Below are 24,269 nucleotides of genomic sequence, written 5' to 3' on the forward strand. Positions count from 1 at the left end.
TAAAAAAGCCGCTCCATACGGAGCGGCTTATGGGGCGTTACTGATTACCTTTCTGCTCGCCGTACGGCAGTTTGTCGTAATCGGTCAACGACTTCTTATCGTATGGGTTGCCAATCCAGCGTGTGGATTCAACAAACTGCGGGCTGGTCAACGCGCGGGTTGGCTCGAAACCGTCATAGCTTAATCCTGCCAGATCGGACCAGGTATGGATAAGCTCGGAGCTGCTGTATTTGCGGTTAACATCCTGAGAGAAATCGCGAGGATGCTCCTGATGCCATTTTTCTGACGTCCACAGCAGGAATGGAATGGTGTACATATGGCGCGTTGGCGCAAGCTCATTGCGGCCCTGCGTTTGGTGCGGCGGCGTGTCATAAACCTCTTCGCCGTGGTCAGAGAAGTACAGCAGGAAGCCATTTGGATCCGTTGCTTTGTAGTCCTTAATCAGGGTGGAAACGACGTAGTCGTTGTAAAGGTTGGCATTATCGTAGCTGTTGTAGGTGCTCTGCTCATCCTTACTTAACCCAGCTGGCATCGTGTCGGTTTTGCCCGAGAATTTATTCCAGTTTTCCGGGTAACGGTAATCGTAGTTAATATGCGTACCTAACAGGTGCACGATAATAAACTTCTTCGGTGCCGGGTCTGACAGAACCTGTTTAAACGGTGCCAGAACGTTAGAATCGTATTCACGGGCGCTCTGAGTGCGCTGCTGGTTCATATAGAACTGCTGGTCGGTCTGTTTTGAGAACACGGTCAGCATGGTGTTACGTGAGGTCATCGTCTGCTGGTTGGTGATCCAGAAGGTTTTATAGCCTGCCTGTTTCATCAGGTTCATCAGCGATGGTTTAGTCAGATACAGGTCTGGGTTCTGCTCGTTGGCAAAGGTCAGCGCTTGCTGCAGGATCTCAATGGTGTAAGGGCGCGAGGTCACGACATCATTGAAAACGGTGAAGTTAGGATCTGACTTGTGCAGTGCATCCAGCTCAGGCGTGGTTTCGCGCGGATAGCCATAAAGGCTCATACGCCCACGCTGCGTGGATTCACCAATGACCAGCACCAGCGTACGAGGAGCATTCCCTGAACTGTCTTTCAGGTTGGCTAGCGGCGGGAGCGCGTGGTTGTCGTTGAGCAACCGGGTCAGGCTGTCTAACTGATGGTGATACTGGTAGTAGCCAGTAATAAACTGCCAGGGAGCCGCAGGGGCAAGGCGGCCTGACATACCGTCCAACACGTCTGCAACGGGTTTGTCTTTCATCAGCACGCCGGTCGCCAGTGGGTTCAGAATCAGTCCATAAAGCAGGGCAAAGGAGACGAGCCAGCGCCAGGGTTTTGGGATATAAACCGGGCGCAGGCGTGTCCAGAGCAGCACGGCAACAATGGAGTAGACCACCGCCACCAGGACAATCTTAAGGCTAAAATACTGGCTTAAGAACTCACCGGCTTCATTGGTGTTGGTCTCAAACATCACAAATAAAACGCTTTGCGAAAACTCCTGACCGTAAATAACGTAATAGCTGATAGCCGCTAGCGACGCCGCCCAGAGCACAACGCCAATAATGGCGCCAATGATGCGAGTCTTCTTCGGGAACAGGAATACCGGCACCAGCCATAATAAGCTAAAGAGGATGGAATCCCTTACACCGGTAGAGCCGCTGTAGCCTGTGGCGTAGATTGCAAGCTGTAATGCCGTTGAAAAGAAACAAAAATACAATACGGCCCAGCCAAGGGCTTTCCAGCTAAAGGCTGGTGTACTCTGAGTAGTCGTGAATTGCATAGGTTTAACTTTATTTGTGATGGAGGCGGCCAGTCTAGCCACCAATGCTTAAGATATAATTAGTTCGATATCTGAACGCATAAGCAGATAGCCCTGGCATCTGAAAGGATATAGATGAAGGTGGAAAATATCTGGTTAAGAACGTCCTGTGTATCGCCTCATTCCATAATTGCCCTTTATATAAGGGTAAGTAATGATGCAATTTACTTGGGAAAAAAGAAACTACCTGAATTAAAAATGCCCGCGCAATGGCGGGCATAAATTTTCAAGTAACTGATTCAAATTATTCGATGTTCTGAATCTGCTCGCGCATTTGTTCGATCAGTACTTTCAATTCGATAGCAGAATTGGTCACGTCCGCATTGATTGACTTTGACGCCAGGGTGTTCGACTCGCGGTTGAACTCTTGCATCATGAAGTCCAGACGGCGGCCAACCGCTTCTTTTTTCTTCAGGATGTTATAGGTCTCTTTCACGTGCGCTTCGAGGCGATCCAGCTCTTCGGCAACGTCGATACGCTGGGCCATCAGCACCAGTTCCTGCTCCAGACGGTTATTTTCAAGCTGAACTTCCGCGTCTTCCAGTTTGGCGACCAGACGGTCGCGCTGCCACTGCAGGATTTCCGGCATATGGACGCGGACTTTGGTCACTTCGCCGCTGACGCCTTCCAGACGCTGCTCAATCAGGGCTTTCAGCGCCTGACCTTCGGTTTCACGAGCCACGATGAAGTCGTCCAGCGTACCGTCCAGCGCATTGAGGATCTCGGCGGCGATAGCGTCCAGATCCTGCTCTTGTGCGGCCATCACGCCAGGCCAGCGCAGAATGTCGACAGGGTTAACTTCCCCTTCATCGCTCTGCATTTTGACCCAGTTTGCGGCGCTAACCAGTTGTTTTGCCAATTTTTCATTGAGGATTAGTTCGCCTTGCGCGCTGGCATCCGGCTCAAAACGCAGGGTGCACTCTACTTTACCGCGCGTTAAGCGGGTACGCAGACGTTCACGAACAACGGGTTCAAGGCTGCGGAACTGCTCTGGGAGACGGAAATAGGTTTCGAGATAACGCTGGTTAACAGAGCGCAGTTCCCAAGCGGCGCTGCCCCAACTGCCCTTGATTTCACGGCGGGCATAGGCGGTCATGCTGCGGATCATAGACGTTCCTGTTTTTAAAGGAGAGATGAGGGGATTATAGCCTTCGGGGGCTTATGAGGATAGAAATAAGCGCCGTTAATCCGTATACGCTTCGTCCTTCAAGCTGTCTCTGTTTAGTACGCTCCGCGTGAGAGCGCCCTTGCCGCCTTGATACAGCTTGAATGATTTTGTGTATAATGCGCGCCACATTCGTTTCAAGCCGGAGATATCTATCATGCGTCCAGCAGGCCGTAGTGCTAACCAGGTGCGTCCCGTCACCCTGACCCGTAATTATACAAAACACGCTGAAGGCTCCGTGCTGGTCGAATTTGGTGATACCAAAGTGCTGTGTACTGCTTCTATCGATGAAGGCGTACCACGTTTCCTGAAAGGTCAGGGCCAGGGTTGGATCACCGCCGAGTACGGCATGCTGCCACGTGCTACCCACACGCGTAATGCGCGTGAAGCGGCGAAAGGCAAGCAGGGCGGTCGTACCATGGAAATTCAGCGTCTGATTGCTCGTGCGCTGCGCGCGGCGGTAGATCTGAAGGCGCTGGGTGAATTCACCATCACGCTGGACTGCGACGTTATCCAGGCCGATGGCGGCACGCGTACGGCGTCCATTACCGGTGCCTGTGTGGCGTTGGCCGATGCACTGGGCAAACTGGTTGCCGCGGGTAAGCTGAAAACCAACCCAATGAAAGGGATGGTAGCGGCGGTTTCCGTGGGTATCGTAAACGGCGAAGCGCTGTGCGACCTGGAATACGTTGAAGACTCGGCGGCGGAAACTGATATGAACGTGGTGATGACCGAAGACGGACGCATCATTGAAGTTCAGGGGACCGCCGAGGGCGAGCCGTTCAGCCACGAAGAGTTACTCACCCTGCTGGCGTTAGCCCGAGGGGGAATCGAATCTATTATCACGACGCAGAAAGCGGCGTTAGAAAATTGATGTTAAGGGCGACGTGGTCGCCCTTTTTTTTGTCCGTAATAAAGTGAGATGAGGAGCGAATCCATGAAACCGTATCAGCGCCAGTTTATTGAGTTTGCGCTTAACAAGCAGGTACTTAAGTTTGGCGAATTTACGCTGAAATCCGGGCGCAAGAGCCCCTATTTCTTCAACGCCGGGCTGTTTAATACCGGGCGCGATCTGGCACTGTTAGGCCGTTTTTATGCCGAAGCGCTGGTGGATTCCGGTATTGAGTTCGATCTGTTGTTTGGTCCTGCCTACAAAGGTATCCCGATTGCCACAACCACGGCAGTTGCGCTGGCGGAGCATCACGACCGTGATTATCCGTACTGTTTTAACCGCAAAGAAGCGAAAGACCACGGAGAAGGCGGTAATCTGGTGGGTAGCGCGCTGACCGGACGCGTGATGCTGGTGGACGATGTGATCACTGCGGGTACTGCGATCCGTGAATCGATGGAGATTATCCAGGCCAACGGTGCGAAGCTTGCTGGTGTGCTGATCTCTTTAGATCGTCAGGAGCGTGGACGCGGTGAAATTTCCGCAATCCAGGAAGTTGAACGTGACTATGGCTGCGAGGTTATCTCGATCATCACGCTGAAAGATCTGATTGCTTATCTGGAAGAAAAACCGGAGATGGCGGAGCATCTGGCATCGGTACGCGCTTACCGCGAGGCATACGGCGTATAAAAAAATAGCCCGGCGGATGCCGGGTTATTTGAACGTGTTACTGCAGTTGCGCAACGATCAGCGGCCAACGGGCGTCAAAATCGTCCGTTGGTCGGTATTTGAATTCGCTGCGTACAAAGCGCGACAGCATGCCCTCACAGAAGGCGAGCAGCTGACTTGCCAGCAGCGTTTCATCCGTTTCGTAGCCTTCACCTTCCCGCATTTTCCGCTCACGCAGCACCTGGCGCAGCTGAGCTTCAATACGTTCAAACAGTTGGTTGATACGTCCCTGTAGGCGATCCTGCTCAAACATGAGCGCATGGCCGGTCAGGATACGGGTCAGTCCTGGATTACGTTCGCCAAAACCAAGAATCAGCAGCACAATCAGGCGTAAACGTGCGGTGGTGTCCTTCTCGTCTTTGAGGATCAGGTTGATACGGGTAATCAGGCTATCTTCGATAAACTCAATAAGGCTATCGAACATGCGGGTCTTGCTAGGAAAATGCCGGTACAGCGCTGCTTCGGAAACGCCAACGGAGGCGGCCAATTTGGCCGTCGTGATGCGCTGGCTACCGTCGCTGGATTCAAGCATCAACGCCAGGGATTGAAGTATTTCCTCGCGACGATTCCTTTTCGCAGTTTGCTTTTCTGCCATGTTCTAAAATACCCCTGAAAATAAAACAATTGTCAGGCGAGCATCCACACGGTGACCGCAATCATAATTTGCAGTGATATATTCGCATTATGACACCGTGAGATACGTAAAAACGGGCGCACCGCGCTGGCGGGTGCGCCTTAGGGCGAGTTATTGGCGCCCGGAGTGGCCAAAACCACCTTCGCCACGATCGGTGGCTTCAAACGATTCGACCAGATTAAACTCGGCCTGTACGACAGGAACAAACACCATTTGCGCAACGCGTTCGCCCGGTTCAATGGTGAAGGTCGTTTGCCCACGGTTCCAGATGGAAACCATCAGCTGACCCTGGTAGTCGGAGTCAATCAGCCCGACCAGGTTGCCCAGCACGATACCGTGCTTGTGACCCAGGCCAGAGCGCGGCAGCATTACAGCGGCCAGGGAAGGGTCGGCAATGTGAATCGCCAGACCGGTTGGCAGTAAAGTGGTTTCGCCCGGCGCCAGCTCTACGGCGTCATCAAGACAGGCGCGCAGGTCAAGGCCTGCTGAGCCAGCAGTGGCATAGGTCGGCAGTGGGAACTGCTGACCAATACGCGAGTCCAGAATCTTAACGTCGATTTTTTTCATCATAACGGGTAACGATCTCGTCCAATAATAGTTGGCCCAGGAGTGACTTACTGGCGAGTGGTAAGCGCTTCTCGCCGTCCTGCCAGAAAAGATGCAATGCATTGTTGTCACTGTTAAAGCCTTGATTTGATTGAGAAACGTCGTTAGCACAAATCAGATCAAGGTTCTTGCGGCTACGCTTTTGCCGCGCATATTCTTCCACATTATTTGTTTCGGCAGCAAACCCTACGACGTAAGGTCGTGCTGTTTTTAGTGCAGCAACACCGGCTACGATATCAGGGTTTTTTACCATTTTTATTGTAAATTCATCACCCTGGGTGTCCTGCTTTTTAATTTTTTCGTCGGCAATCACGGCGGCGCGATAGTCCGCGACGGCGGCACAGCCGATGAAAATATGCTGCCCGGTGACGCCAGCCTGAACGGCCGTATTCATCTCTTCGGCGGTTGTCACGTCAACGCGCTGCACGAAGGCTGGGGTTGGCAGCGATACCGGGCCGCTGATCAGCGTGACGTTGGCGCCGCGCTGTGCGGCCGCTTCGGCAATCGCAAAGCCCATTTTCCCGGAACTATGGTTGGTGATGTAGCGTACGGGATCCAGTGGCTCACGAGTTGGGCCAGCGGTAATCATGATGTTCAGATGTTGCAAATCTTTGACGGGCGAAAAGTGCGCGGCCGCCATATCAACGATGGTCAGCGGGTCGAGCATGCGTCCCGGGCCGACATCACCGCAGGCCTGGCTACCGCTGTCCGGGCCCCAGATGAGCATATTCCGCGAGGCCAATACCTCAAGATTGTGCTGAGTGGCGGCAGCGCGGTACATCTGCTGATTCATGGCAGGCACTACGGCAACGGGAGACGGCGTGGCGAGACAGATAGTCGAGACCAGGTCGTTTGCCATCCCCGCGGTCACACGGGCGATAAGGTCTGCTGTTGCGGGCGCCAGAATAACGAGGTCAGCCCATTTCCCCAGCTCAATATGGCCCATCGCAGCTTCAGCGGCGGTATCAAGCAGGCTGTCGGAAACCGGATAGCCGGAGACGGCTTGCAGGCTCAGCGGGGTGATGAAAGCTTTTGCGGCTTCCGTCATGGCAACGCGTACATCTGCGCCGCGGTCGCGCAGGCGACGTACGAGCTCCGGCGTTTTGTAGGCAGCAATGCCGCCGCTGACGCCAAGAACAATTTTTTTACCGGCCAGGCTCATCATGATTCTTTCCTGTTAGAGGGACACCAGAATCCGCGTATTTTATCACAATCCTGCCAGGGTCGTGTGCTTGTGACATCGACACTTTGCGAGGCGCTACGCAAGCGCAAGATCTCAGTCGTGCGGCGCGATACGCGTTGTGACAGCATGGCGGCAGCTATCGGAAGGAGGCCGTTATGGAGAGTGCAGAAGCGATGATGCCGCGGGAAAAGATGCAGCGGTATGGCATTGAGACGCTGTCAGATACCGAATTGCTGGCGCTGTTTTTGCGTACGGGGACGCGTGAAAAAGGCGTGATGCGCTATTCCCACGACCTGCTTCGGCATTTTGGGTCGCTCTACCGGCTACTCTCTGCCAGCGAGGAGGAGATGACCCAGATTGATGGGATGGGGATTGCCAAATATGCTCAGCTCAAAGGTATTGCTGAACTGGCGCGTCGTTACTTCAGCGTGCGGGTGCTGGAAGAGGATTCCCTGTTGAGCCCGGAACTGGCGCGAGAATTTTTACAAAGCCAGTTGGCCGACGAAGAAAGGGAAATCTTTGTGGTCATCTTCCTCGATAACCGGCACAAGGTCCTGAAACATAGTCGACTTTTTTCCGGAACGTTGAATCATGTGGAGGTTCACCCGCGTGAAATTGTACGAGAAGCCATCAAAGTGAATGCCGCGGCGGTGATCCTCGCGCATAATCATCCATCAGGTAATGCCGAACCGAGTAAATCAGACAGACTTATCACCGAAAGGGTGGTAAAATGTTGCCAATTCATGGATGTACGTGTACTAGACCATCTGGTTATTGGCCGTGGTGAGTATGTTTCTTTTGCCGAACGAGGCTGGATTTAGCGGATAATTACGCGATCCACCGGGATCTTTGTCTGTTCGGGACTTGAGCATATCCTCGTGTCAGCGTATACTACGCCACCTTTGAGAATCTCGGGTTTGGCATTTGGGCCTGGCAATCGAGAGTTCACTTAGAACTACGCGATGACCGGGCTGTAAAGCCTGACGAGGCGCCGATACCCCATACGAAGCTCGAGCTAATTTGATTTTTGGAGAATAGACATGTCCCGAGTCTGCCAAGTTACTGGCAAGCGTCCGGTGACCGGTAACAACCGTTCCCACGCACTGAACGCGACTAAACGCCGTTTCCTGCCGAACCTGCACTCTCACCGTTTCTGGGTTGAGAGCGAGAAGCGTTTTGTCACCCTGCGTGTATCTGCTAAAGGTATGCGTGTTATTGATAAGAAAGGCATCGATACAGTTCTGTCCGAACTGCGTGCCCGTGGCGAAAAGTACTAAGTACTTAAAGAGGAAATAAATCATGGCTAAAGGTATTCGCGAGAAAATCAAGCTGGTTTCTTCTGCTGGTACTGGTCACTTCTATACCACCACGAAGAACAAACGTACTAAACCGGAAAAACTGGAACTGAAAAAGTTCGATCCAGTTGTCCGTCAGCACGTTCTGTACAAAGAAGCTAAAATCAAATAATTTTAGTTTCGATGTCACGAAAAACCTCGCCTCGGCGGGGTTTTTTGTTTTCTGCGCGTCCCCATAATAGAGAGATCTGTATTTGAGTCGGAGACGCTATGCCTGAATTACCTGAAGTTGAAACCAGCCGCCGGGGTATTGAACCACACCTGGTTGGTGCCACCATCCAGTACGCTGTGATTCGCAACGGTCGCCTGCGCTGGCCTGTCTCTGATGAAATCTACCGCCTGAGCGATAAGCCCGTCCTGAGCGTTCAGAGGCGCGCAAAGTACCTTCTGCTTGAACTGCCCGACGGTTGGATAATCATTCATCTGGGAATGTCTGGCAGCCTGCGTATCCTGTCTGAAGAACTCCCTGCAGAAAAACATGATCACGTCGACCTGGTGATGAGTAACGGCAAAGTGCTGCGCTATACCGACCCACGTCGCTTTGGCGCCTGGCTATGGACCACGGAGCTGGAAGGTCACAGTGTGCTCGCGCATCTTGGCCCAGAGCCGCTCAGCACGGAATTTAACGCCGATTATCTGCTGGCGAAGTGTGCTAAGAAGAAAACGGCGATCAAACCCTGGCTGATGGATAACAAGCTGGTCGTGGGCGTGGGGAATATCTATGCCAGCGAATCACTATTTGCCGCGCGGATCCACCCGGATCGGCTGGCGTCATCGCTCTCAAGAGAAGAGGGTGAACGGCTGGTAGACGCGATCAAAGCGGTGTTGGCGCGATCGATTGAGCAAGGCGGGACGACGCTAAAAGACTTCCTGCAGAGTGACGGTAAGCCGGGCTATTTTGCTCAGGAATTGCAGGTATATGGACGTAAAGGGGAAGCGTGTCGGGTATGTGGGACGCCGATTGTAGCGAGCAAGCATGCGCAGCGGGCGACGTTTTACTGCAAACAGTGTCAGAAGTAGTTTCCCGTGGCTGAGTTACCTGTAGCCCGGCCAGGCGAAGCGCCGCCGGGAACAACTACAAAGCCTACTTCAATTTCTCCATCAACGCCTGATGCACGTTTACCGGCAGGAAGTGGGTCACATCACCATTATGGCGCGCCACCTCTTTCACCAGCGAAGATGAGATAAACGACCACTCTTTGGACGGCATCAGGAAGACGCTTTCCAGCTCCGGCATCAGGTGGCGATTCATATGTGCCAACTGCATTTCATACTCGAAGTCAGCCACGGCGCGCAGGCCGCGAATTAGAATATTGGCCTGCTGCGTCCGCGCAAAGTTGGCCATCAGGTCGCTAAAACCCATTACCTCAACGTTATCAAGGTGCGCCGTTGCCTGCTGGGCCAGCGCCACGCGCTCGCTCAGATCGAACATCGGTTTCTTACTGGGGCTGGCGGCGATAGCGAGGATGACATGGTCAAACATGCAGGCGGCACGAGTCACGATATCAAGGTGACCGTTGGTGATAGGATCGAAGGTGCCCGGATAAATCGCCCGTTTTTGCATAGCCATCCTCAATGCGTTTTCGGTGGTAGGTAAGGCTCCAGAAGTTGTAGCAGACGCTGCAGTGCGCCCTGATTCTGGTAAAGCACTTCAACGGCATGACGACCATAGAAACTACGGTAGTCTTCATCGGCTAACAGCGAAGCCACTTCTTTCTCAAGACTGGCGGCATCGGTGACCGTGATAAGGCCGCTGGCCTGCTCCAGACGAGCACAGATATCTTTGAAGTTGAAAGTATGCGGCCCCATCAGCACCGGTATGGCGTGGGCAGCAGCTTCCAGCGGGTTGTGCCCGCCACGTTCAACCAGTGAACCGCCGACAAACGCCAGGTCGGCAATGCCATAAAGCAGCATCAGTTCACCCATCGTGTCACCAATCACCACCTGCGTGGTGGCAGAAGGGACTTCACCTGAAGAGCGAGTAGTATAGCTCAGGCTTGCCTGACGAGTGAGGTTGATGGCATCCGGGAAACGCTCAGGATGGCGAGGCACCAGGATTAACAGAAGATCGGGATATTGCTGAAGCAGCGCTTTATGCGCGGCAATGATGATGCTCTCTTCGCCATCATGAGTGCTGGTGGCAATCCATACCGGACGATGCGGGGCCCATTGGCGGCGCAGCGTGATGGCTCTGGCCGCCAGTTGAGGCGTCACCGAGATATCAAACTTCAGGCTGCCGGTAATCGTCACCTGGCTATTTTTGGCACCAAGCGCGACAAAGCGCTTACCGTCTTCTTCGTTCTGCGCCGCAATCAACGTAATGCGCTGCAGCAACGTGCGCACGAACGAGCCAAGCTTAGCGTAACCAGCGGCAGAACGCTCGGAAAGGCGGGCATTGGCGATAACCAGCGGAATATGACGGCGATGCAGTGCGGCAATCAGGTTCGGCCACAGCTCGGTCTCCATGATAAGCACCAGCTTAGGGTCAATCTTATCGAGGAAGCGGTTCAGAGCATCTGGTAAATCATAAGGTAGGTAGACATGCTGAACGTCTTTGCCAAAGGCCGACTGAACACGTTCAGACCCGGTTGGGGTCATGGTGGTCACCGTAATCGGCAAATCAGGATAACGATGGCGCAGCGCGCGAACCAGTGGGATGGCTGCCAGCGTTTCACCAACGGAAACGGAGTGCAGCATAATGCCACCGGGTTTAAGCGGCTGGCGATAGAAACCATAACGTTCACCCCAGCGTTTGCGATAGGCTGGAGCCTTACGTCCGCGCAGCCAAAGCCGTACCCAGATGAGAGGCTGGATAAGGTAGAGGAGAGCGGTGTAAAGCAATTCAAGCATAATAAATAGCTGAGTTATGAATGTGCTGTGGATTCTATGTATTTACCCTTGGCTTTACCATTACTTTTGCTTTTTTTGGTCTAAATTATCCACAGCGGTGTATCTGGCTGTAGATATTACTGCTAATCCTTCTTTTTAAGCCATTCGCTGCTATTTATCCCCCTTAGATTTTGGTGGCGAAGTTTCGATGTGTTCGTCGCTTTTCTTGCTTATCATAATGATTTTGAAGATAAAGATTGATTTGTAGTCCAAGGTGCTTGCCGTTCGGATTGCGACAAAAGAAGTGATACACTATCGCGTCAAAAATGAGTGCAATATCAGTAATCGGGTAACTGTTGAGCCTGGGGCGGTAGCGTGCTTTTTTCCTCTATTTACCGAAAAACCTCAACCAAAGAGTCGCTTGTGGAAAAGCCATTTAGAAAAATCCTGGTCATTAAAATGCGTTATCACGGGGATATGTTGCTAACAACTCCCGTTATTAGCACGCTTAAATGCCACTATCCTGATGCGAAGGTTGATGTCTTACTGTACGAAGAGACGATGCCGATTTTATCCGAGAATCCTGAAATAAACGCGCTGTATGGCATCAAAAATAAGAAAGCCAAGGTCTCGGAAAAGATAGCTAATTTCGTCAGTTTAATCAGAACGCTGCGAGCTAATCGATATGATCTTGTCGTCAATATGGCCGATCAATGGATGGTTGCCGTACTGGTGCGTTTACTGAATGTACCGATGAGCATTTCACAGGATTATCACCATCGTCAGTCGTCTTTCTGGCGTAACAGCTTTACGCATCTGGCGGCGCTGAAGGGGAAAAACGTCGTTGAGAGCAACCTGTCGGTGCTGGCGCCGCTGGGCTTTGATACGACGATTGCTAAAACGACGATGAGCTACCAGCCAGCATGCTGGGAACGTGTGCACGGTGAGCTGGAGAAAGCAGGCGTTAGCGCTCGCTACGTTGTGATTCAGCCAACGGCGCGACAGATTTTTAAATGCTGGGAGAACCAGAAGTTCTCTCAGACGATTGATGCCCTGCATGCGCGGGGCGTTGACGTTGTACTGACTTCTGGCCCTGGTGCGGAAGATTTAGCCTGCGTGAATGCGATAGCACAAGGCTGTCAACGCCCGCCAGTAACGGTACTGGCGGGGAAAATGACGTTTCCTGAACTGGGGGCACTAATTGACCATGCCGCGCTTTTCATCGGCGTTGACTCCGCACCTGGTCATATCGCCGCGGCGGTCAACACGCCGCTAATTTGTTTGTTTGGCGCCACCGACCATATTTTCTGGCGTCCTTGGTCGGACAATATGATTCAATTCTGGGCCGGCGATTATCGACCAATGCCGCCGCGTGAGCAGCGCGATCGCAATGAGATGTATCTTGCGGTAATTCCCGCTGAAGACGTCATTGCTGCCATTGATAAAATAATGCCCGCCGGTCAGGCTGAATCTGTAAAAGGTGAAACGCTATGATCGTTGCATTCTGTCTGTATAAGTATTTTCCCTTCGGCGGACTCCAGCGAGATTTTATGCGTATTGCGCAAACCGTGGCGGCTCGAGGGCATCAGGTGCGAATCTATACGCAATCCTGGGAAGGTGAATGTCCCGATGTCTTTGAGTTAATTGTGGTCCCGGTAAAATCTCACACTAACCATGGGCGTAATGCCGAATATTATGCGTGGGTGCAAAATCATTTACGTGAGCACCCGGTGACACGAGTCGTTGGCTTTAATAAGATGCCAGGGCTGGATATCTACTATGCCGCCGATGTTTGCTATGCCGAAAAAGTGGCGCAGGAAAAGGGGGTCTTTTATCGCCTGACGTCGCGCTATCGCCATTATGCCGCATTTGAACGGGCGACCTTCGAGCAGGGTAAGCCAACGCAACTCCTGATGCTGACCGATAAGCAAATTGCTGACTTTCAAAAGCACTATCAGACGGAGCCCGGCCGCTTTCATATCCTGCCGCCAGGAATCTACCCGGACAGAAAATACAGCCAGCAGATACCTGATGCCCGCCAGATCTATCGCGAAAAGAATGGCCTGACCGCGACACAAAACGTGCTGCTGCAGGTAGGGTCTGACTTTACGCGCAAAGGTGTGGATCGCACGCTAAATGCAGTTGCTGCGCTGTCGGAAAGCGTGCGGCAGAACACCCAACTGTTTATTGTCGGCCAGGATAAACCGGGAAAATTCGCGGCGTTGGCCGAGAAACTGGGGATTCGTCGTAACGTTCATTTCTTTGCTGGCCGCAACGATGTGGCGGAATTGATGGCGGCAGCCGATCTGTTGTTACACCCTGCTTATCAGGAAGCCGCGGGCATTGTGCTGCTGGAAGCGGTCACGGCGGGATTACCGGTCTTAACGACGAGCGTATGCGGCTATGCGCACTATATTGCTGACGCAAACTGTGGCGAAGTTATCGCCGAGCCGTTCCGGCAAGAAACCTTGAATGAGATTTTATTGAAGGCCCTAACCCAGCCAGCGCTGCGTGCTGCCTGGGCTGAAAATGCTCGCAATTATGCCGATACACAAGATTTGTACAGTCTGGCGGATAAAGCGGCAGATATCATTATAGGTGATTAAGATGGTTGAGCTGAATGAACCGCTTGCCACGTTGTGGCGTGGTAAAGATGCTTTTGAGGAAGTGAAGCACCTGGAAGGTGAGGTGTTTCGTGAACTGGAGACTCGTCGTACGCTGCGCTTTGAGATGGCGGGCACGAGCTATTTCCTGAAATGGCATCGCGGCACGTCGCTAAAAGAGATCGTAAAGAACCTGATATCGCTGCGTATGCCCGTGCTGGGTGCTGACCGGGAATGGAATGCGATTCATCGTCTGCGCGATGTCGGCGTTGATACCATGCAGGGGGTTGGCTTTGGTGAAAAAGGATTGAATCCGCTGACAAAAACGTCTTTTATCATTACTGAAGACCTCACGCCGACCATTAGCCTTGAAGATTACTGTGCCGATTGGGCAACGAACCCACCAAACGCGGCGGTTAAGCGTATGATCATCAAGCGCGTCGCGACGATGGTGCGCAAAATGCACCTGAGCGGGATTAACCACCGCGACTGCTATATTTGCCACTTCCTGCTGCATTTGCCGTTTAACGGTCGCGAAGATGAACTGAAGATCTCGGTTATCGATCTACATCGTGCGCAGATTCGCAATCAGGTTCCGCGCCGGTGGCGTGATAAGGATTTGATTGGACTTTATTTCTCATCGTTGAATATTGGTCTGACATCACGGGATATTTTGCGTTTTATGCGAGTCTATTTTGATAAGCCTATCCGTGATGTCTTGCGCGAAGAACAGGCGCTGCTGGCAAAAGCCGCAGAGAAGGCCAATAAAATTCAAGAAAGAACGATCAGAAAATCGTTGTAAATCTGAGGCAAAATATGGCGTATTCGTATTTAAATGCAGAAGGGATGCTCAAAGAGGCTCTCGTCTTTGACGAACGGGAGATGGCAGAGGGTGATTCATCGTTCCATATCGCCTACGGGATTGATAAGAATTTCCTCTTTGGTTGTGGTATCTCTATTGCCTCAGTGCTATTGCATAATCGGGATATGGATTTCGTCTTCCATCTCTTTATCGATACCGTACCAGAAGCGGAAAAACAGCTGTTTGCACAGCTGGCGAGAGACTACAAGACCTGTATCCAGATTCATATCGTCAACTGTGAGTGCCTGAAATCATTTCCGACGACGAAGAACTGGTCCGTAGCGATGTACTTCCGCTTCATAATTGGTGATTACTTTATTGGTAAGCAGTCTCGAGTGCTTTATCTGGATGCAGATATTGTGTGCCAGGGAAGTATAAACAACCTGCCGACATTGCCACTTGGCGACAGTGTTGCAGGCGTAGTGCCAGAACGGGATAAGACGTGGTGGATATCTCGCAGTAAAAGCCTTGAATGTCCGGCTATTGAAAACGGGTACTTTAACTCAGGAGTGCTGTTGCTGAATATCCCTGCATGGGCTAGCGAGTATGTTTCTGGGAAGGCTATGTCACTGCTATCCGATAAGAACATTACGGGTAAACTCAGCTATATGGACCAGGATATCCTGAATATTATTCTTAGTGGAAAAGTGACATTTATCCCAGGAAAATATAATACACAGTTCAGTCTTAATTATGAACTTAAAGATTCTTTTATAAATCCGATCAACAATAGCACTGTTTTGATTCACTACGTTGGACCAACCAAGCCGTGGCACAATTGGGCAATATACGCGAGCGCAGCCCCCTTCCTGAAAGCGAAAAGATCTTCACCCTGGCGAGATCTGGCATTACTAAAGCCTGTTAACTCGAATTATGCCCGATATTGTGCGAAACATAGCCTTAAACAAGGTAAGTATTATAAATGGTTAGTAAATAACATCTATTATTATTATTTAAAATTAGTTGGTTAATGATAAAGAGGCTTGGATGGACGAGTTCATTAAAAATACATATAGTTTTGGAACTATAAATAAAAATAATAACTTTCCAGAATTAAATATATCTTATGGAGTGGATAAGAATTTTCTATATGGCTCCGGAGTATCTATTTCTTCAGTATTGTTAAATAATAAAAGCATTAACTTTACTTTTCATGTATTTACCGATTATATCGACGAGGAATATCTAAATACCTTTAGAAATACTGCTGAGCAATTCGATACTTCAATAAAAGTATACCTTATTGACCCTCATTATTTTGTTGACCTGCCTACATCTGATGTCTGGTCATATGCAACCTATTTTAGAATTTATTCTTTTGATTATTTAAGTAATACGGTACCGACGCTGCTATATCTGGATGCCGATGTTGTATGTAAAGGGAGTCTCAAGCTTTTTACCGAAATAAATTTTAAAGATGAATTCGCAGCGGTAATACCGGATAGTAAAGCAACGCAAGAGGCATGTAGTAAGAGGTTAAATATTCCTGAGATTAATGGGTCATATTTCAATGCCGGTGTGATGTTTGTTAATCTGGATAAATGGAAAAAATCAAATTTAAAACCATATTTATTAAAGTTATTGAAGGGTGAGACATCTTATGGCCGTCTGAAGTATTTAGATCAGGATGCATTAAATATTTCATTTGAAATGAATAATATATATCTGCCAGCTAGCTATAATACTATATATTCATTGAAAAATGAGTTGTCCGATCGTAAGCATGTTGAGTATAAGAAAGTCATTAATGATGATACTATCCTTATTCATTATACAGGTATCACTAAACCATGGCATAGCTGGGCCAACTATCCTTCAGCCGTATTTTTCAAAACTGCGCGAGAAAATTCGCCATGGAAAATATATCCTCTGAAAGAGACTAGAACAATTTCTGAGATGCAAAAAAAATATAAACATCTCTTTGTTCATGGTTCTTATCTTCAAGGTATATTTGCACTGATTCAATATAAATTGAAAAAATAAGAATAATATTATAAATAACGCATTGGTTACATAAATATAAGGTCTTTTGATGCAAGTTTTAATCTATATTGTATCTCTCCTTAGAGATACTGAAAGAAGAGATAAGATACAGAGTGATTTTTCCAGACTCGGAATCGACTTTCAGTTCTTCGATGCAGTTGATGCAAAAGATCCCAAAAATAAAGCGTTGATTGAACAGGCACGGTTAAGTGGTGTCGGCCATGATATGACTGATGGAGAAATAGCTTGTACATTAAGCCATCAGTTCATTTATCAGAAAATGATATCCAGCAATAATGATTGGGTTATTATTCTTGAAGATGATGTTGAAGTAGATGAGCGGTTTAAAACGTTCTGTTTATCTTTTAATGAAAATGAGCAGAAAAAACTGCCTAAAGATAATTTGTATTTACTTGGCGGGCAGAAAGGATTACACAGCTATCCCGTTTTGGGAGTAAGTCGTTTTAGTGTAATCAAAGCTGGTAATCTCAAGCTTGGCCGTGTTAATTATAATAGAGAAAAACTGCGTCGAACTTGCTGTTATTTGATGAATAAAACGATGGCGAAGCAGCTTGTTAGTTTAACTGAAAACTATGGTACGTATCGCGCTGATAGTTGGGAGTTAATGTATCAGGAGAAAATAATTAAAGAATTTTATTTGAACGAAATCATATTTCATCCGATAGTTACTCCACTTAACAGCCATTTAGAGTTGGAACGTAGTTTAATTTCTGGGCAGAAAAAATCACGTGGAAATATTCAAGGGAAAATGAAATTTATCCGTTCCTGGCTTCGGGTTAGCTTCTTTTCATTTTTTAAATAGTTCAGTTTCTTTAGGATATTAAATCTTGAACTTGCATGCTGTTAAAAATTACATTTATTACCTTGTTGTATCCCTGTGTTTTATAGGAGGGATGTTAATCCCTATTGATACAGACTATGCTAACAAAATAGTTATTGTTGTAGGGTTTATTTCCTTCATCATGTTGATGTGTGAACGACAAGGTGGTATTGGCAAAGGCACTTTATTCTTTGCTCTGAGTCTATTCATCTTAGGAGCAATCGATTTATTGTGGTATGTGTCATATAAGACGGAGTATGTTATTTATAAAAATGCATACAGAGGATATTTAGAAGCAGGTAAAATGTTTGTGTTAAGTGCATTTACTTTAATCTATTTATCTAAAAATGCAAGAAAGGTGAGTTTTAATTTTCATCTTATAGCCAGTGTATTGATGCAAACGACAATCTATGTCGTATCGTTCTATCAGCATTATGGATTGGGTGCAAATAGAATTCCACTTTCAGCCATGGGCGGTGGAATTGATCAAATGGGAGCCGCAACGATTGCAGCCTACATGATTACTTTTTGCTCATTATATTCATCCCTTGTTTTTGTGAATATAACAACAAAGTATAAATGGTTTGTTTTTTATATAAACTTTTTACTTAGTTTTTCTGTGATAATCATGACCGGAACACGGGCAGCTATTTTTACCTACCCATTTATTGTCGCGATAATTTTAATTTCTCAATATTACAAGCATAGATTGTTACTAGCCAAATGTATTGGTGGGATGTTTATCTCACTAATTATTTGTGGCCTGATATTCCAAAAGTATGTAGATCACCGTATTGTAGATTTGCAGAATGATATTGCTGGGTACCAGGATACGGATAATAGTGTATCTTCTGTTGGCGCTCGTTTCTCTATGGTTATGGCAGGTTTTAAAAGTGCACCTGATGGGATGGAATGGCAATCCTTAGAACAGAGGGCAACCAAAATCATTGCTCTAAGTAAAGAGAATCCTATCTATGTGGGTGCAACGGATTTCCTTAACGTCCATATGCATAATGACGTGATAGAAGCTCTGTCCACAAAAGGAGTGTTAGGCGTAGCCACTCTTCTTTTATTTTATGTCGCTTTAATCGCATATTGTATTTCTGAAGGTCGGTACGTGTTATTAGTTTTTCCTGCGGCCATCATACTATTTGGTATAAGCGATGTTATTACTCATGACAAACCTATCCCTGCCTCCTGGATTATATGTTTACTCCTTTCAAGCTTGTTATTGAAAAATAAAGAAAAAGTGGAGAGCTAATTTATTAGTGGGTGTAAACCCACTAATAATTATTGCCCTATAGTGTTTTATATAGGGCAATAACACTTTCTGCTTTCAGATTTGATAAGTCCTGCGAAGGCGAACAACACGCCACCTGATTCTTCCCATACCCCCCAATCAACCCCGGATCCGTCGGCCCATAAAGCGTGATATTAGGGCGATCCAGCGCAGCGGTAAGGTGGCTGAGTCCGGTATCGACGGACACCACGAATTTAGCCCCCGCCAGCTCGTGCGCCACCGCCTCAAGGCTAAGGCGCGGCAGCACCTCAACATAATCAAACCCTTCCGCTAACCGTTTTGCGCGGGCTTCTTCGTGCGGCGCACCCCATGGCAGCTTAATGCGCAGGCCGCTCTCGCCGAGCAGGCTTATCAGCTCGCGCCAGTGGCTTTCGGGCCAGTGCTTGTCGTCGCGGGTCGTCGCATGCAGGAACACGCAGTAAGGTGCAGAGTCTGGCGTGAGATCGCGCAGGAAATGCTGGGCAATGGCGTAATCGCCTTGCGTTTCCGGTTTGGCATAACCCAGGCTTTTTGCGAATAGTTCGCGTGTACGTTCCACGGCATGCTGTGCTTTAGCGATGTGATGCTTACGGTTATAGAACAGGCTGGCCAGTGGTTCTCGTGCGGTACTCCAGTCCATACCATGCTTTACGCCATGGGCGAGTCGGGTGACCAATGCAGCGCTTTTTACCAGGCCCTGAGCGTCGATGACCGCATCGTAGTCGACGGCCTGAACCGCCTCTTTAAACGCTTTACGCTCAGCTTGGATAGGCGCAGAGAACCATGCTTTACGCCAGCGGCGAATCGCCACCGGTATCACGCGATCGACGGCTTCGTGCCAGGACGGGATCTGCGCGAAGCCCTCTTCGACGACCCAATCAAAGCGGATGCCCGGAATAGCGCGCATGGCATCAGTTAATGCGGGCAGCGTGTGCAGCACGTCGCCCATGGAGGATGTTTTTACTATCAGAACCCGCATGCGTCAGGCTTCCTCGCTCGACAGCAGAGCATTCAGCTCTTCCAGCACCCTGGCCGGAGTAATATCGATAAGGCTCTGGTGATAACCTTGAGCGGCGTCGCCTTTACGCACCTTGTGATAACCCGTGATAAGACGAATCACACGCGCCTTATTAGAGAGCGGCGGCGTAAAGTCCGGGCTGCTTGGGCCATAGAGTGCGACCAGCGGGCGATTAAGCGCGGCGGCAACGTGCATCAGACCAGAGTCATTGGTGACGACAGCCTTGCAGGCGGCAATCAGAATGACGGCCTGCTCCAGCTGGGTTTCCCCGGCCAGATTACGGCACCAGACTTTTTGTTCGTCACTCAGTGACGCGATGATCTCATTGCCGGCTTCGTTATCTTTTGCTGAGCCGAAAAGAACAATCTGATTGCCTTCATCAATGAGCTGTTTTGCCAGCGTCGCATAGTGATAGTGCGGCCAGCGTTTTGCCGGGCCAAACTCAGCGCCAGGGCAAAAGCCGATCATCGGGCGATCGTTTGAGAGAGAAAACGCATTACAGACCAGGGATTTCTCACCCTCGTTGACCTGCAACTGCGGCCACAGCAGCGGCTGCGGCAGATCTTTGGCGCAGCGCATCACGCCTTTGTCATAAGCTAGCGCGACGTAGCGCTCGACCATCAGCGGCCAGGCGCCTTTGTCCAGCACGCGCGCGTCGTTTAGCAGGCCGTAACGCATTTCTCCGCGCCAGCCGGTGCGCAGTGGAATACCCGCAAAGAACGGCACCAGCGCTGATTTAAACGAGTTAGGCAGGACGTACGCGCGGTCGTAACGCTTTTCACGCAGGCTATGACCGAGCTTGCGCCGTTCGCCAATTTCCAGCGCGCCGTGCCCAAGCGGCATGGCAATCGCGTCATTGACTTCCGGCATCCGCGATAACAGCGGACGGCACCACGCGGGTGCCATCACGTCGATTATCGCCTGGGGATAGCGCGCCTTGAGCGTGCGATAGAGACTTTGCGACATCATCATGTCGCCCACCCATGACGGGCCGACCACCAGTATTTTCATGCTTACTTCTTACGCGTCGCGGTTCAGCCAGGCCATATATTCCGCTACGCCTTCGGCGACGGTCTTGAATGGCTTATCGTAACCTGCAGCGCGCAGGTTGGTCAGATCGGCCTGAGTGAACGCCTGGTAGCGGCCTTTCAGTTTGTCCGGGAATGGGATGTATTCGATGCTGCCTTTCTTGTGGTACGCCAGGGTCGCGTCAGCCACAGCCTGGAAGGATTCTGCACGACCGGTACCGAGGTTAAAGATGCCGGATTTGCCGTTTTCCCAGAACCAAAGGTTCACTGCGGCAACGTCACCAACGTAGACGAAGTCACGCTTGAAGCCATCGCTGCCTTCGAACAGTTTCGGGCTTTCGCCATTGTTCAACTGGGTGTTCAGGTGGAACGCCACACTCGCCATGCTGCCTTTGTGGCCTTCACGTGGGCCATAGACGTTGAAGTAGCGGAAGCCAACGATAGGGGAGTCCACTTCTGGCATGATGCGACGTACGTATTCGTCGAACAGGAACTTAGAGTAGCCGTAGACGTTCAGCGGTTTTTCAAACTCGCGGGACTCGATGAAATCGCTAGTGCGGCCGCCGTAGGTGGCAGCTGAAGAGGCGTACAGGAACGGAATTTCACGCTCCAGGCAGTAGTGCAGCAGCTCCTTGGAGTACTGATAGTTGTTATCCATCACGTACTTACCGTCCCACTCGGTGGTGGAGGAGCAGGCGCCTTCGTGGAAGACCGCTTCGATTTCACCGAACTCTTCACCGGCCATTACCTGGATCAGAAAATCTTCTTTATCCATGTAGTCGGTGATGTCCAGATCGACCAGGTTCACAAACTTGGTGCCATCTTTCAGGTTATCCACCACCAGAATGTCGGTGATGCCTTTGTCATTGAGCGCTTTCACGATGTTGCTGCCAATGAAGCCAGCGCCGCCGGTAACGATAATCATAACTGTAACCTTTGAAATGAATAGGCCCTGGACAATCCCGGGCACGAATACCCTTTATCATATCATCACATTGCTAAGCCTTCAGCCTTTCGCCGTGCCGTGAACATCAGGCCACGTGATTTATGCTGCAAATAATTCATTCAGAGATGCATCATCTCGTATCAGCGTATAGCTTTGGGTAATATGTGCCAAATTTTACCGGATCTGGAGAGTTGCAATGCGTGGTGATTTCTACAAACAGTTAACGAACGACCTGGACACTGCTCGTGCGGAAGGGTTGTTTAAAGAAGAACGTATCATCACCTCCGCTCAGCAGGCGGATATCACCGTGGGCGACGGCAGCCACGTTATCAACTTTTGCGCCAACAACTACCTTGGCCTGGCGAACCATCCCGAGCTGATTAATGCCGCGAAAGCGGGCATGGACAGCCACGGGTTTGGTATGGCCTCCGTGCGTTTCATCTGCGGCACCCAGGACAGTCACAAGGTGCTGGAACAAAAGCTGGCCAGCTTCCTCGGTATGGAAGATGCGATTCTGTACTCCTCCTGCTTCGACGCCAACGGTGGCCTGTTTGAGACGCTGCTGGGCGCTGAAGACGCCATTATCTCCGATGCGCTGAACCATGCTTCTATTATCGACGGTGTGCGCCTGTGCAAAGCGAAACGCTTCCGTTATGCCAATAACGATATGGCTGAACTGGAAGAGCGTCTGAAAGAGGCGCGTTCTGCTGGTGCGCGTCACGTGCTGATTGCCACCGACGGCGTGTTCTCCATGGACGGCGTAATTGCCAACCTGAAAGGCGTGTGCGACCTGGCGGACAAATACGATGCGCTGGTGATGGTCGATGATTCCCACGCCGTCGGTTTTGTTGGCGAAAACGGTCGTGGTTCCCATGAATATTGCGATGTGATGGGCCGAGTAGACATCATCACCGGTACGCTGGGCAAAGCGCTCGGCGGCGCGTCCGGTGGCTATACCGCTGCGCGCAAAGAGGTGGTGGAGTGGCTGCGTCAGCGTTCTCGTCCGTATCTGTTCTCTAACTCTCTGGCGCCAGCCATTGTCGCCGCCTCTATCAAAGTACTAGAGATGGTCGAGTCTGGCGCTGAACTGCGCGATCGTCTGTGGGCTAACGCGCGTCTGTTCCGCGAAAAAATGACGGCCGCAGGTTTCACCCTGGCGGGTGCCGATCATGCCATTATCCCTGTCATGCTGGGCGATGCCGTGATTGCGCAGAACTTCGCCCGTGAGCTGCAAAAAGAAGGGATTTACGTGACCGGCTTCTTCTTCCCGGTCGTACCAAAAGGTCAGGCGCGTATCCGCACCCAGATGTCGGCGGCGCATACGACGGAACAAATTGAACGTGCGGTGGAAGCCTTTACCCGCATCGGTAAACAACTGGGCGTCATTGCCTAAGGGTGTGAGATGAAAGCGTTATCCAAACTGAAAGCGGAAGAAGGGATCTGGATGACCGATGTTCCTGAACCGGAACTCGGTCATAACGACCTGCTGATTAAAATTCGCAAAACCGCTATCTGCGGTACCGATGTGCATATCTACAACTGGGACGAATGGTCACAGAAGACCATCCCGGTTCCGATGGTTGTTGGTCACGAGTACGTTGGCGAAGTGGTGGGTATTGGTCAGGAAGTTCGTGGCTTTAAGGTCGGCGATCGCGTCTCCGGTGAAGGCCATATCACCTGCGGTCACTGCCGCAACTGCCGTGCCGGTCGTACGCACCTGTGCCGTAACACCATCGGCGTGGGCGTGAACCGCCCGGGCTGCTTCGCAGAGTATCTGGTGATCCCGGCGTTTAACGCCTTCAAAATTCCGGACAATATCTCTGACGATCTGGCGTCTATCTTCGACCCGTTCGGTAATGCGGTACACACGGCGCTCTCTTTCGACCTGGTAGGCGAAGATGTGCTGGTTTCCGGTGCAGGCCCAATCGGCGTGATGGCGGCGGCCGTGGCGAAGCACGTTGGCGCGCGTAACGTGGTTATCACTGACGTTAACGAATACCGTCTGGAGCTGGCGCGCAAAATGGGCGTTACCCGTGCGGTCAACGTCTCGAAAGAAAACCTCACCGACGTGATGGCTGAGCTGGGCATGACCGAAGGCTTCGATGTGGGCCTGGAGATGTCCGGCGCGCCGCCAGCGTTCCGCACCATGCTTGATACTATGAACCACGGCGGGCGTATCGCTATGCTGGGTATTCCACCGTCAGATATGTCTATCGACTGGACTAAAGTTATCTTTAAGGGGCTGTTTATTAAAGGTATCTACGGTCGTGAAATGTTTGAAACCTGGTACAAAATGGCGGCGCTGCTCCAGTCTGGTCTGGACCTGTCTCCGATCATTACCCACCGTTTCGGCATTGATGATTTCCAGAAAGGCTTTGACGCCATGCGTTCAGGGCAGTCAGGCAAAGTTATTCTGAGCTGGGATTAATCGCCCTCACGAAAGTTGTCCCCGGGTATTTATTAGCGTTAAATACCCGGGGATTTTTTTCCCCAACGCATCATAGGCCGC

The 24,269-nt window shown here is 50.4% G+C and carries 25 protein-coding genes; 15 read left to right on the forward strand and 10 right to left on the reverse strand.

Annotated elements, in window-relative coordinates; all coding sequences use genetic code 11:
* Window positions 1-37 precede the first annotated feature (37 nt).
* Both V6940_RS07605 and V6940_RS07610 read right to left on the reverse strand, forming a co-directional pair.
* Window positions 38-1,771, reverse strand: coding sequence for a phosphoethanolamine transferase CptA (locus tag V6940_RS07605; protein WP_333495435.1), 1,734 nt, complete (start codon window positions 1,769-1,771; stop codon window positions 38-40).
* Window positions 1,772-2,054: 283 nt separating this feature from the next.
* Window positions 2,055-2,918: a YicC/YloC family endoribonuclease gene (locus V6940_RS07610; RefSeq protein WP_333495436.1), complete on the reverse strand. Its 864-nt coding sequence runs from the start codon at window positions 2,916-2,918 to the stop codon at window positions 2,055-2,057.
* 214 nt (window positions 2,919-3,132) lie between these two features.
* On the opposite strand from V6940_RS07610, the gene rph reads away from it, so the two are divergent.
* The gene (gene rph / locus V6940_RS07615; protein ID WP_123651034.1) at window positions 3,133-3,849 is read left to right on the forward strand and encodes a ribonuclease PH; all 717 of its coding nucleotides are present in this window, start codon (window positions 3,133-3,135) and stop codon (window positions 3,847-3,849) included.
* Window positions 3,850-3,912: 63 nt separating this feature from the next.
* Window positions 3,913-4,554 (forward strand): orotate phosphoribosyltransferase, encoded by a 642-nt coding sequence (pyrE, locus tag V6940_RS07620; RefSeq protein WP_185667491.1) that lies wholly within the window; start codon window positions 3,913-3,915, stop codon window positions 4,552-4,554.
* A gap of 37 nt (window positions 4,555-4,591) precedes the next feature.
* Here pyrE and slmA read toward each other — a convergent pair whose 3' ends face one another.
* The 3 genes from slmA to coaBC form a co-directional block, all read right to left on the reverse strand.
* Window positions 4,592-5,188: a nucleoid occlusion factor SlmA gene (gene slmA, locus V6940_RS07625; RefSeq protein ID WP_064540962.1), complete on the reverse strand. Its 597-nt coding sequence runs from the start codon at window positions 5,186-5,188 to the stop codon at window positions 4,592-4,594.
* 150 nt (window positions 5,189-5,338) lie between these two features.
* The gene (dut, locus tag V6940_RS07630; protein WP_035895829.1) at window positions 5,339-5,797 is read right to left on the reverse strand and encodes a dUTP diphosphatase; all 459 of its coding nucleotides are present in this window, start codon (window positions 5,795-5,797) and stop codon (window positions 5,339-5,341) included.
* Window positions 5,775-6,995, reverse strand: a complete 1,221-nt coding sequence (gene coaBC, locus V6940_RS07635) for a bifunctional phosphopantothenoylcysteine decarboxylase/phosphopantothenate--cysteine ligase CoaBC (RefSeq protein ID WP_333495620.1) — start codon at window positions 6,993-6,995, stop codon at window positions 5,775-5,777. Before coaBC ends, dut begins: the two co-directional genes overlap by 23 nt.
* A 176-nt stretch (window positions 6,996-7,171) precedes the next feature.
* Between coaBC and radC the strand changes: the two genes are divergently transcribed.
* From radC to mutM, 4 genes are all read left to right on the forward strand, one after another.
* Window positions 7,172-7,837: a RadC family protein gene (radC, locus tag V6940_RS07640; RefSeq protein ID WP_333495437.1), complete on the forward strand. Its 666-nt coding sequence runs from the start codon at window positions 7,172-7,174 to the stop codon at window positions 7,835-7,837.
* Window positions 7,838-8,056: 219 nt separating this feature from the next.
* Window positions 8,057-8,293, forward strand: a complete 237-nt coding sequence (rpmB, locus tag V6940_RS07645; RefSeq protein WP_002436699.1) for a 50S ribosomal protein L28 — start codon at window positions 8,057-8,059, stop codon at window positions 8,291-8,293.
* Between the two features lie 22 nt (window positions 8,294-8,315).
* On the forward strand, window positions 8,316-8,483 hold the full coding sequence (gene rpmG, locus V6940_RS07650) for a 50S ribosomal protein L33 (RefSeq protein WP_003024094.1): 168 nt from the start codon (window positions 8,316-8,318) through the stop codon (window positions 8,481-8,483).
* A gap of 98 nt (window positions 8,484-8,581) precedes the next feature.
* Entirely contained in the window at window positions 8,582-9,391 is an 810-nt protein-coding gene (gene mutM, locus V6940_RS07655; protein ID WP_333495438.1) for a bifunctional DNA-formamidopyrimidine glycosylase/DNA-(apurinic or apyrimidinic site) lyase, read from the forward strand.
* A gap of 64 nt (window positions 9,392-9,455) precedes the next feature.
* Here the strand turns inward: mutM and coaD are convergent, their stop codons facing one another.
* Together coaD and waaA are read right to left on the reverse strand one after the other, a co-directional pair.
* Entirely contained in the window at window positions 9,456-9,935 is a 480-nt protein-coding gene (gene coaD / locus V6940_RS07660; protein ID WP_333495439.1) for a pantetheine-phosphate adenylyltransferase, read from the reverse strand.
* An 8-nt stretch (window positions 9,936-9,943) separates the two neighbouring features.
* Window positions 9,944-11,221: a lipid IV(A) 3-deoxy-D-manno-octulosonic acid transferase gene (gene waaA, locus V6940_RS07665; RefSeq protein WP_333495440.1), complete on the reverse strand. Its 1,278-nt coding sequence runs from the start codon at window positions 11,219-11,221 to the stop codon at window positions 9,944-9,946.
* Between the two features lie 402 nt (window positions 11,222-11,623).
* On the opposite strand from waaA, the gene rfaQ reads away from it, so the two are divergent.
* From rfaQ to V6940_RS07700, 7 genes are read left to right on the forward strand one after another with little or no spacing between them, the layout of a single operon-like run.
* Window positions 11,624-12,694, forward strand: coding sequence for a lipopolysaccharide core heptosyltransferase RfaQ (gene rfaQ / locus V6940_RS07670; RefSeq protein ID WP_333495441.1), 1,071 nt, complete (start codon window positions 11,624-11,626; stop codon window positions 12,692-12,694).
* Window positions 12,691-13,806, forward strand: a complete 1,116-nt coding sequence (locus tag V6940_RS07675; RefSeq protein ID WP_333495442.1) for a glycosyltransferase family 4 protein — start codon at window positions 12,691-12,693, stop codon at window positions 13,804-13,806. Before rfaQ ends, V6940_RS07675 begins: the two co-directional genes overlap by 4 nt.
* Before the next feature lies 1 nt (window position 13,807).
* Entirely contained in the window at window positions 13,808-14,605 is a 798-nt protein-coding gene (gene rfaP / locus V6940_RS07680; protein WP_333495443.1) for a lipopolysaccharide core heptose(I) kinase RfaP, read from the forward strand.
* A gap of 14 nt (window positions 14,606-14,619) precedes the next feature.
* Window positions 14,620-15,636 (forward strand): lipopolysaccharide 3-alpha-galactosyltransferase, encoded by a 1,017-nt coding sequence (gene waaO, locus V6940_RS07685; protein WP_333495444.1) that lies wholly within the window; start codon window positions 14,620-14,622, stop codon window positions 15,634-15,636.
* Between the two features lie 16 nt (window positions 15,637-15,652).
* Window positions 15,653-16,648 carry a glycosyltransferase family 8 protein gene (locus V6940_RS07690; protein ID WP_333495445.1) on the forward strand — a complete coding sequence of 332 codons (996 nt, stop codon included), beginning with the start codon at window positions 15,653-15,655 and terminating at the stop codon, window positions 16,646-16,648.
* 49 nt (window positions 16,649-16,697) lie between these two features.
* Window positions 16,698-17,471 carry a glycosyltransferase family 25 protein gene (locus V6940_RS07695; RefSeq protein ID WP_333495446.1) on the forward strand — a complete coding sequence of 258 codons (774 nt, stop codon included), beginning with the start codon at window positions 16,698-16,700 and terminating at the stop codon, window positions 17,469-17,471.
* Window positions 17,472-17,496: 25 nt separating this feature from the next.
* Entirely contained in the window at window positions 17,497-18,750 is a 1,254-nt protein-coding gene (locus V6940_RS07700; protein ID WP_333495447.1) for an O-antigen ligase family protein, read from the forward strand.
* Window positions 18,751-18,787: 37 nt separating this feature from the next.
* Here V6940_RS07700 and rfaC read toward each other — a convergent pair whose 3' ends face one another.
* The 3 genes from rfaC to rfaD are packed head-to-tail and all read right to left on the reverse strand — an operon-like array spanning window position 18,788 to window position 21,739.
* Complete coding sequence (gene rfaC, locus V6940_RS07705) at window positions 18,788-19,747, reverse strand: lipopolysaccharide heptosyltransferase RfaC (protein WP_333495448.1); 960 nt, start codon at window positions 19,745-19,747, stop codon at window positions 18,788-18,790.
* 3 nt (window positions 19,748-19,750) lie between these two features.
* Window positions 19,751-20,797 (reverse strand): ADP-heptose--LPS heptosyltransferase RfaF, encoded by a 1,047-nt coding sequence (rfaF, locus tag V6940_RS07710; RefSeq protein WP_333495449.1) that lies wholly within the window; start codon window positions 20,795-20,797, stop codon window positions 19,751-19,753.
* Window positions 20,798-20,806: 9 nt separating this feature from the next.
* Entirely contained in the window at window positions 20,807-21,739 is a 933-nt protein-coding gene (gene rfaD, locus V6940_RS07715) for an ADP-glyceromanno-heptose 6-epimerase (protein ID WP_333495450.1), read from the reverse strand.
* Between the two features lie 217 nt (window positions 21,740-21,956).
* Here rfaD and kbl point away from each other — a divergent pair, with 217 nt between their 5' ends.
* Complete coding sequence (gene kbl / locus V6940_RS07720; protein WP_333495451.1) at window positions 21,957-23,153, forward strand: glycine C-acetyltransferase; 1,197 nt, start codon at window positions 21,957-21,959, stop codon at window positions 23,151-23,153.
* Between the two features lie 9 nt (window positions 23,154-23,162).
* Window positions 23,163-24,188, forward strand: a complete 1,026-nt coding sequence (gene tdh / locus V6940_RS07725; RefSeq protein ID WP_333495452.1) for an L-threonine 3-dehydrogenase — start codon at window positions 23,163-23,165, stop codon at window positions 24,186-24,188.
* The last annotated feature ends 81 nt before the right edge of the window (window positions 24,189-24,269 follow it).

Source organism: Kluyvera sp. CHPC 1.251 (assembly GCF_036759945.1).
Classification (GTDB): Bacteria; Pseudomonadota; Gammaproteobacteria; order Enterobacterales; family Enterobacteriaceae; genus Kluyvera; species Kluyvera sichuanensis.

Coding starts and splice junctions, on each gene's coding strand:
- V6940_RS07605 (WP_333495435.1), bottom strand. CDS start 1,771: ATGCAATTCACGACTACTCAGAGTACACCAGCCTTTAGCTGGAAAGCC.
- V6940_RS07610 (WP_333495436.1), bottom strand. CDS start 2,918: ATGATCCGCAGCATGACCGCCTATGCCCGCCGTGAAATCAAGGGCAGT.
- rph (WP_123651034.1), top strand. CDS start 3,133: ATGCGTCCAGCAGGCCGTAGTGCTAACCAGGTGCGTCCCGTCACCCTG.
- pyrE (WP_185667491.1), top strand. CDS start 3,913: ATGAAACCGTATCAGCGCCAGTTTATTGAGTTTGCGCTTAACAAGCAG.
- slmA (WP_064540962.1), bottom strand. CDS start 5,188: ATGGCAGAAAAGCAAACTGCGAAAAGGAATCGTCGCGAGGAAATACTT.
- dut (WP_035895829.1), bottom strand. CDS start 5,797: ATGATGAAAAAAATCGACGTTAAGATTCTGGACTCGCGTATTGGTCAG.
- coaBC (WP_333495620.1), bottom strand. CDS start 6,995: ATGAGCCTGGCCGGTAAAAAAATTGTTCTTGGCGTCAGCGGCGGCATT.
- radC (WP_333495437.1), top strand. CDS start 7,172: ATGGAGAGTGCAGAAGCGATGATGCCGCGGGAAAAGATGCAGCGGTAT.
- rpmB (WP_002436699.1), top strand. CDS start 8,057: ATGTCCCGAGTCTGCCAAGTTACTGGCAAGCGTCCGGTGACCGGTAAC.
- rpmG (WP_003024094.1), top strand. CDS start 8,316: ATGGCTAAAGGTATTCGCGAGAAAATCAAGCTGGTTTCTTCTGCTGGT.
- mutM (WP_333495438.1), top strand. CDS start 8,582: ATGCCTGAATTACCTGAAGTTGAAACCAGCCGCCGGGGTATTGAACCA.
- coaD (WP_333495439.1), bottom strand. CDS start 9,935: ATGCAAAAACGGGCGATTTATCCGGGCACCTTCGATCCTATCACCAAC.
- waaA (WP_333495440.1), bottom strand. CDS start 11,221: ATGCTTGAATTGCTTTACACCGCTCTCCTCTACCTTATCCAGCCTCTC.
- V6940_RS07675 (WP_333495442.1), top strand. CDS start 12,691: ATGATCGTTGCATTCTGTCTGTATAAGTATTTTCCCTTCGGCGGACTC.
- rfaP (WP_333495443.1), top strand. CDS start 13,808: ATGGTTGAGCTGAATGAACCGCTTGCCACGTTGTGGCGTGGTAAAGAT.
- waaO (WP_333495444.1), top strand. CDS start 14,620: ATGGCGTATTCGTATTTAAATGCAGAAGGGATGCTCAAAGAGGCTCTC.
- V6940_RS07690 (WP_333495445.1), top strand. CDS start 15,653: ATGGACGAGTTCATTAAAAATACATATAGTTTTGGAACTATAAATAAA.
- V6940_RS07695 (WP_333495446.1), top strand. CDS start 16,698: ATGCAAGTTTTAATCTATATTGTATCTCTCCTTAGAGATACTGAAAGA.
- rfaC (WP_333495448.1), bottom strand. CDS start 19,747: ATGCGGGTTCTGATAGTAAAAACATCCTCCATGGGCGACGTGCTGCAC.
- rfaF (WP_333495449.1), bottom strand. CDS start 20,797: ATGAAAATACTGGTGGTCGGCCCGTCATGGGTGGGCGACATGATGATG.
- rfaD (WP_333495450.1), bottom strand. CDS start 21,739: ATGATTATCGTTACCGGCGGCGCTGGCTTCATTGGCAGCAACATCGTG.
- kbl (WP_333495451.1), top strand. CDS start 21,957: ATGCGTGGTGATTTCTACAAACAGTTAACGAACGACCTGGACACTGCT.
- tdh (WP_333495452.1), top strand. CDS start 23,163: ATGAAAGCGTTATCCAAACTGAAAGCGGAAGAAGGGATCTGGATGACC.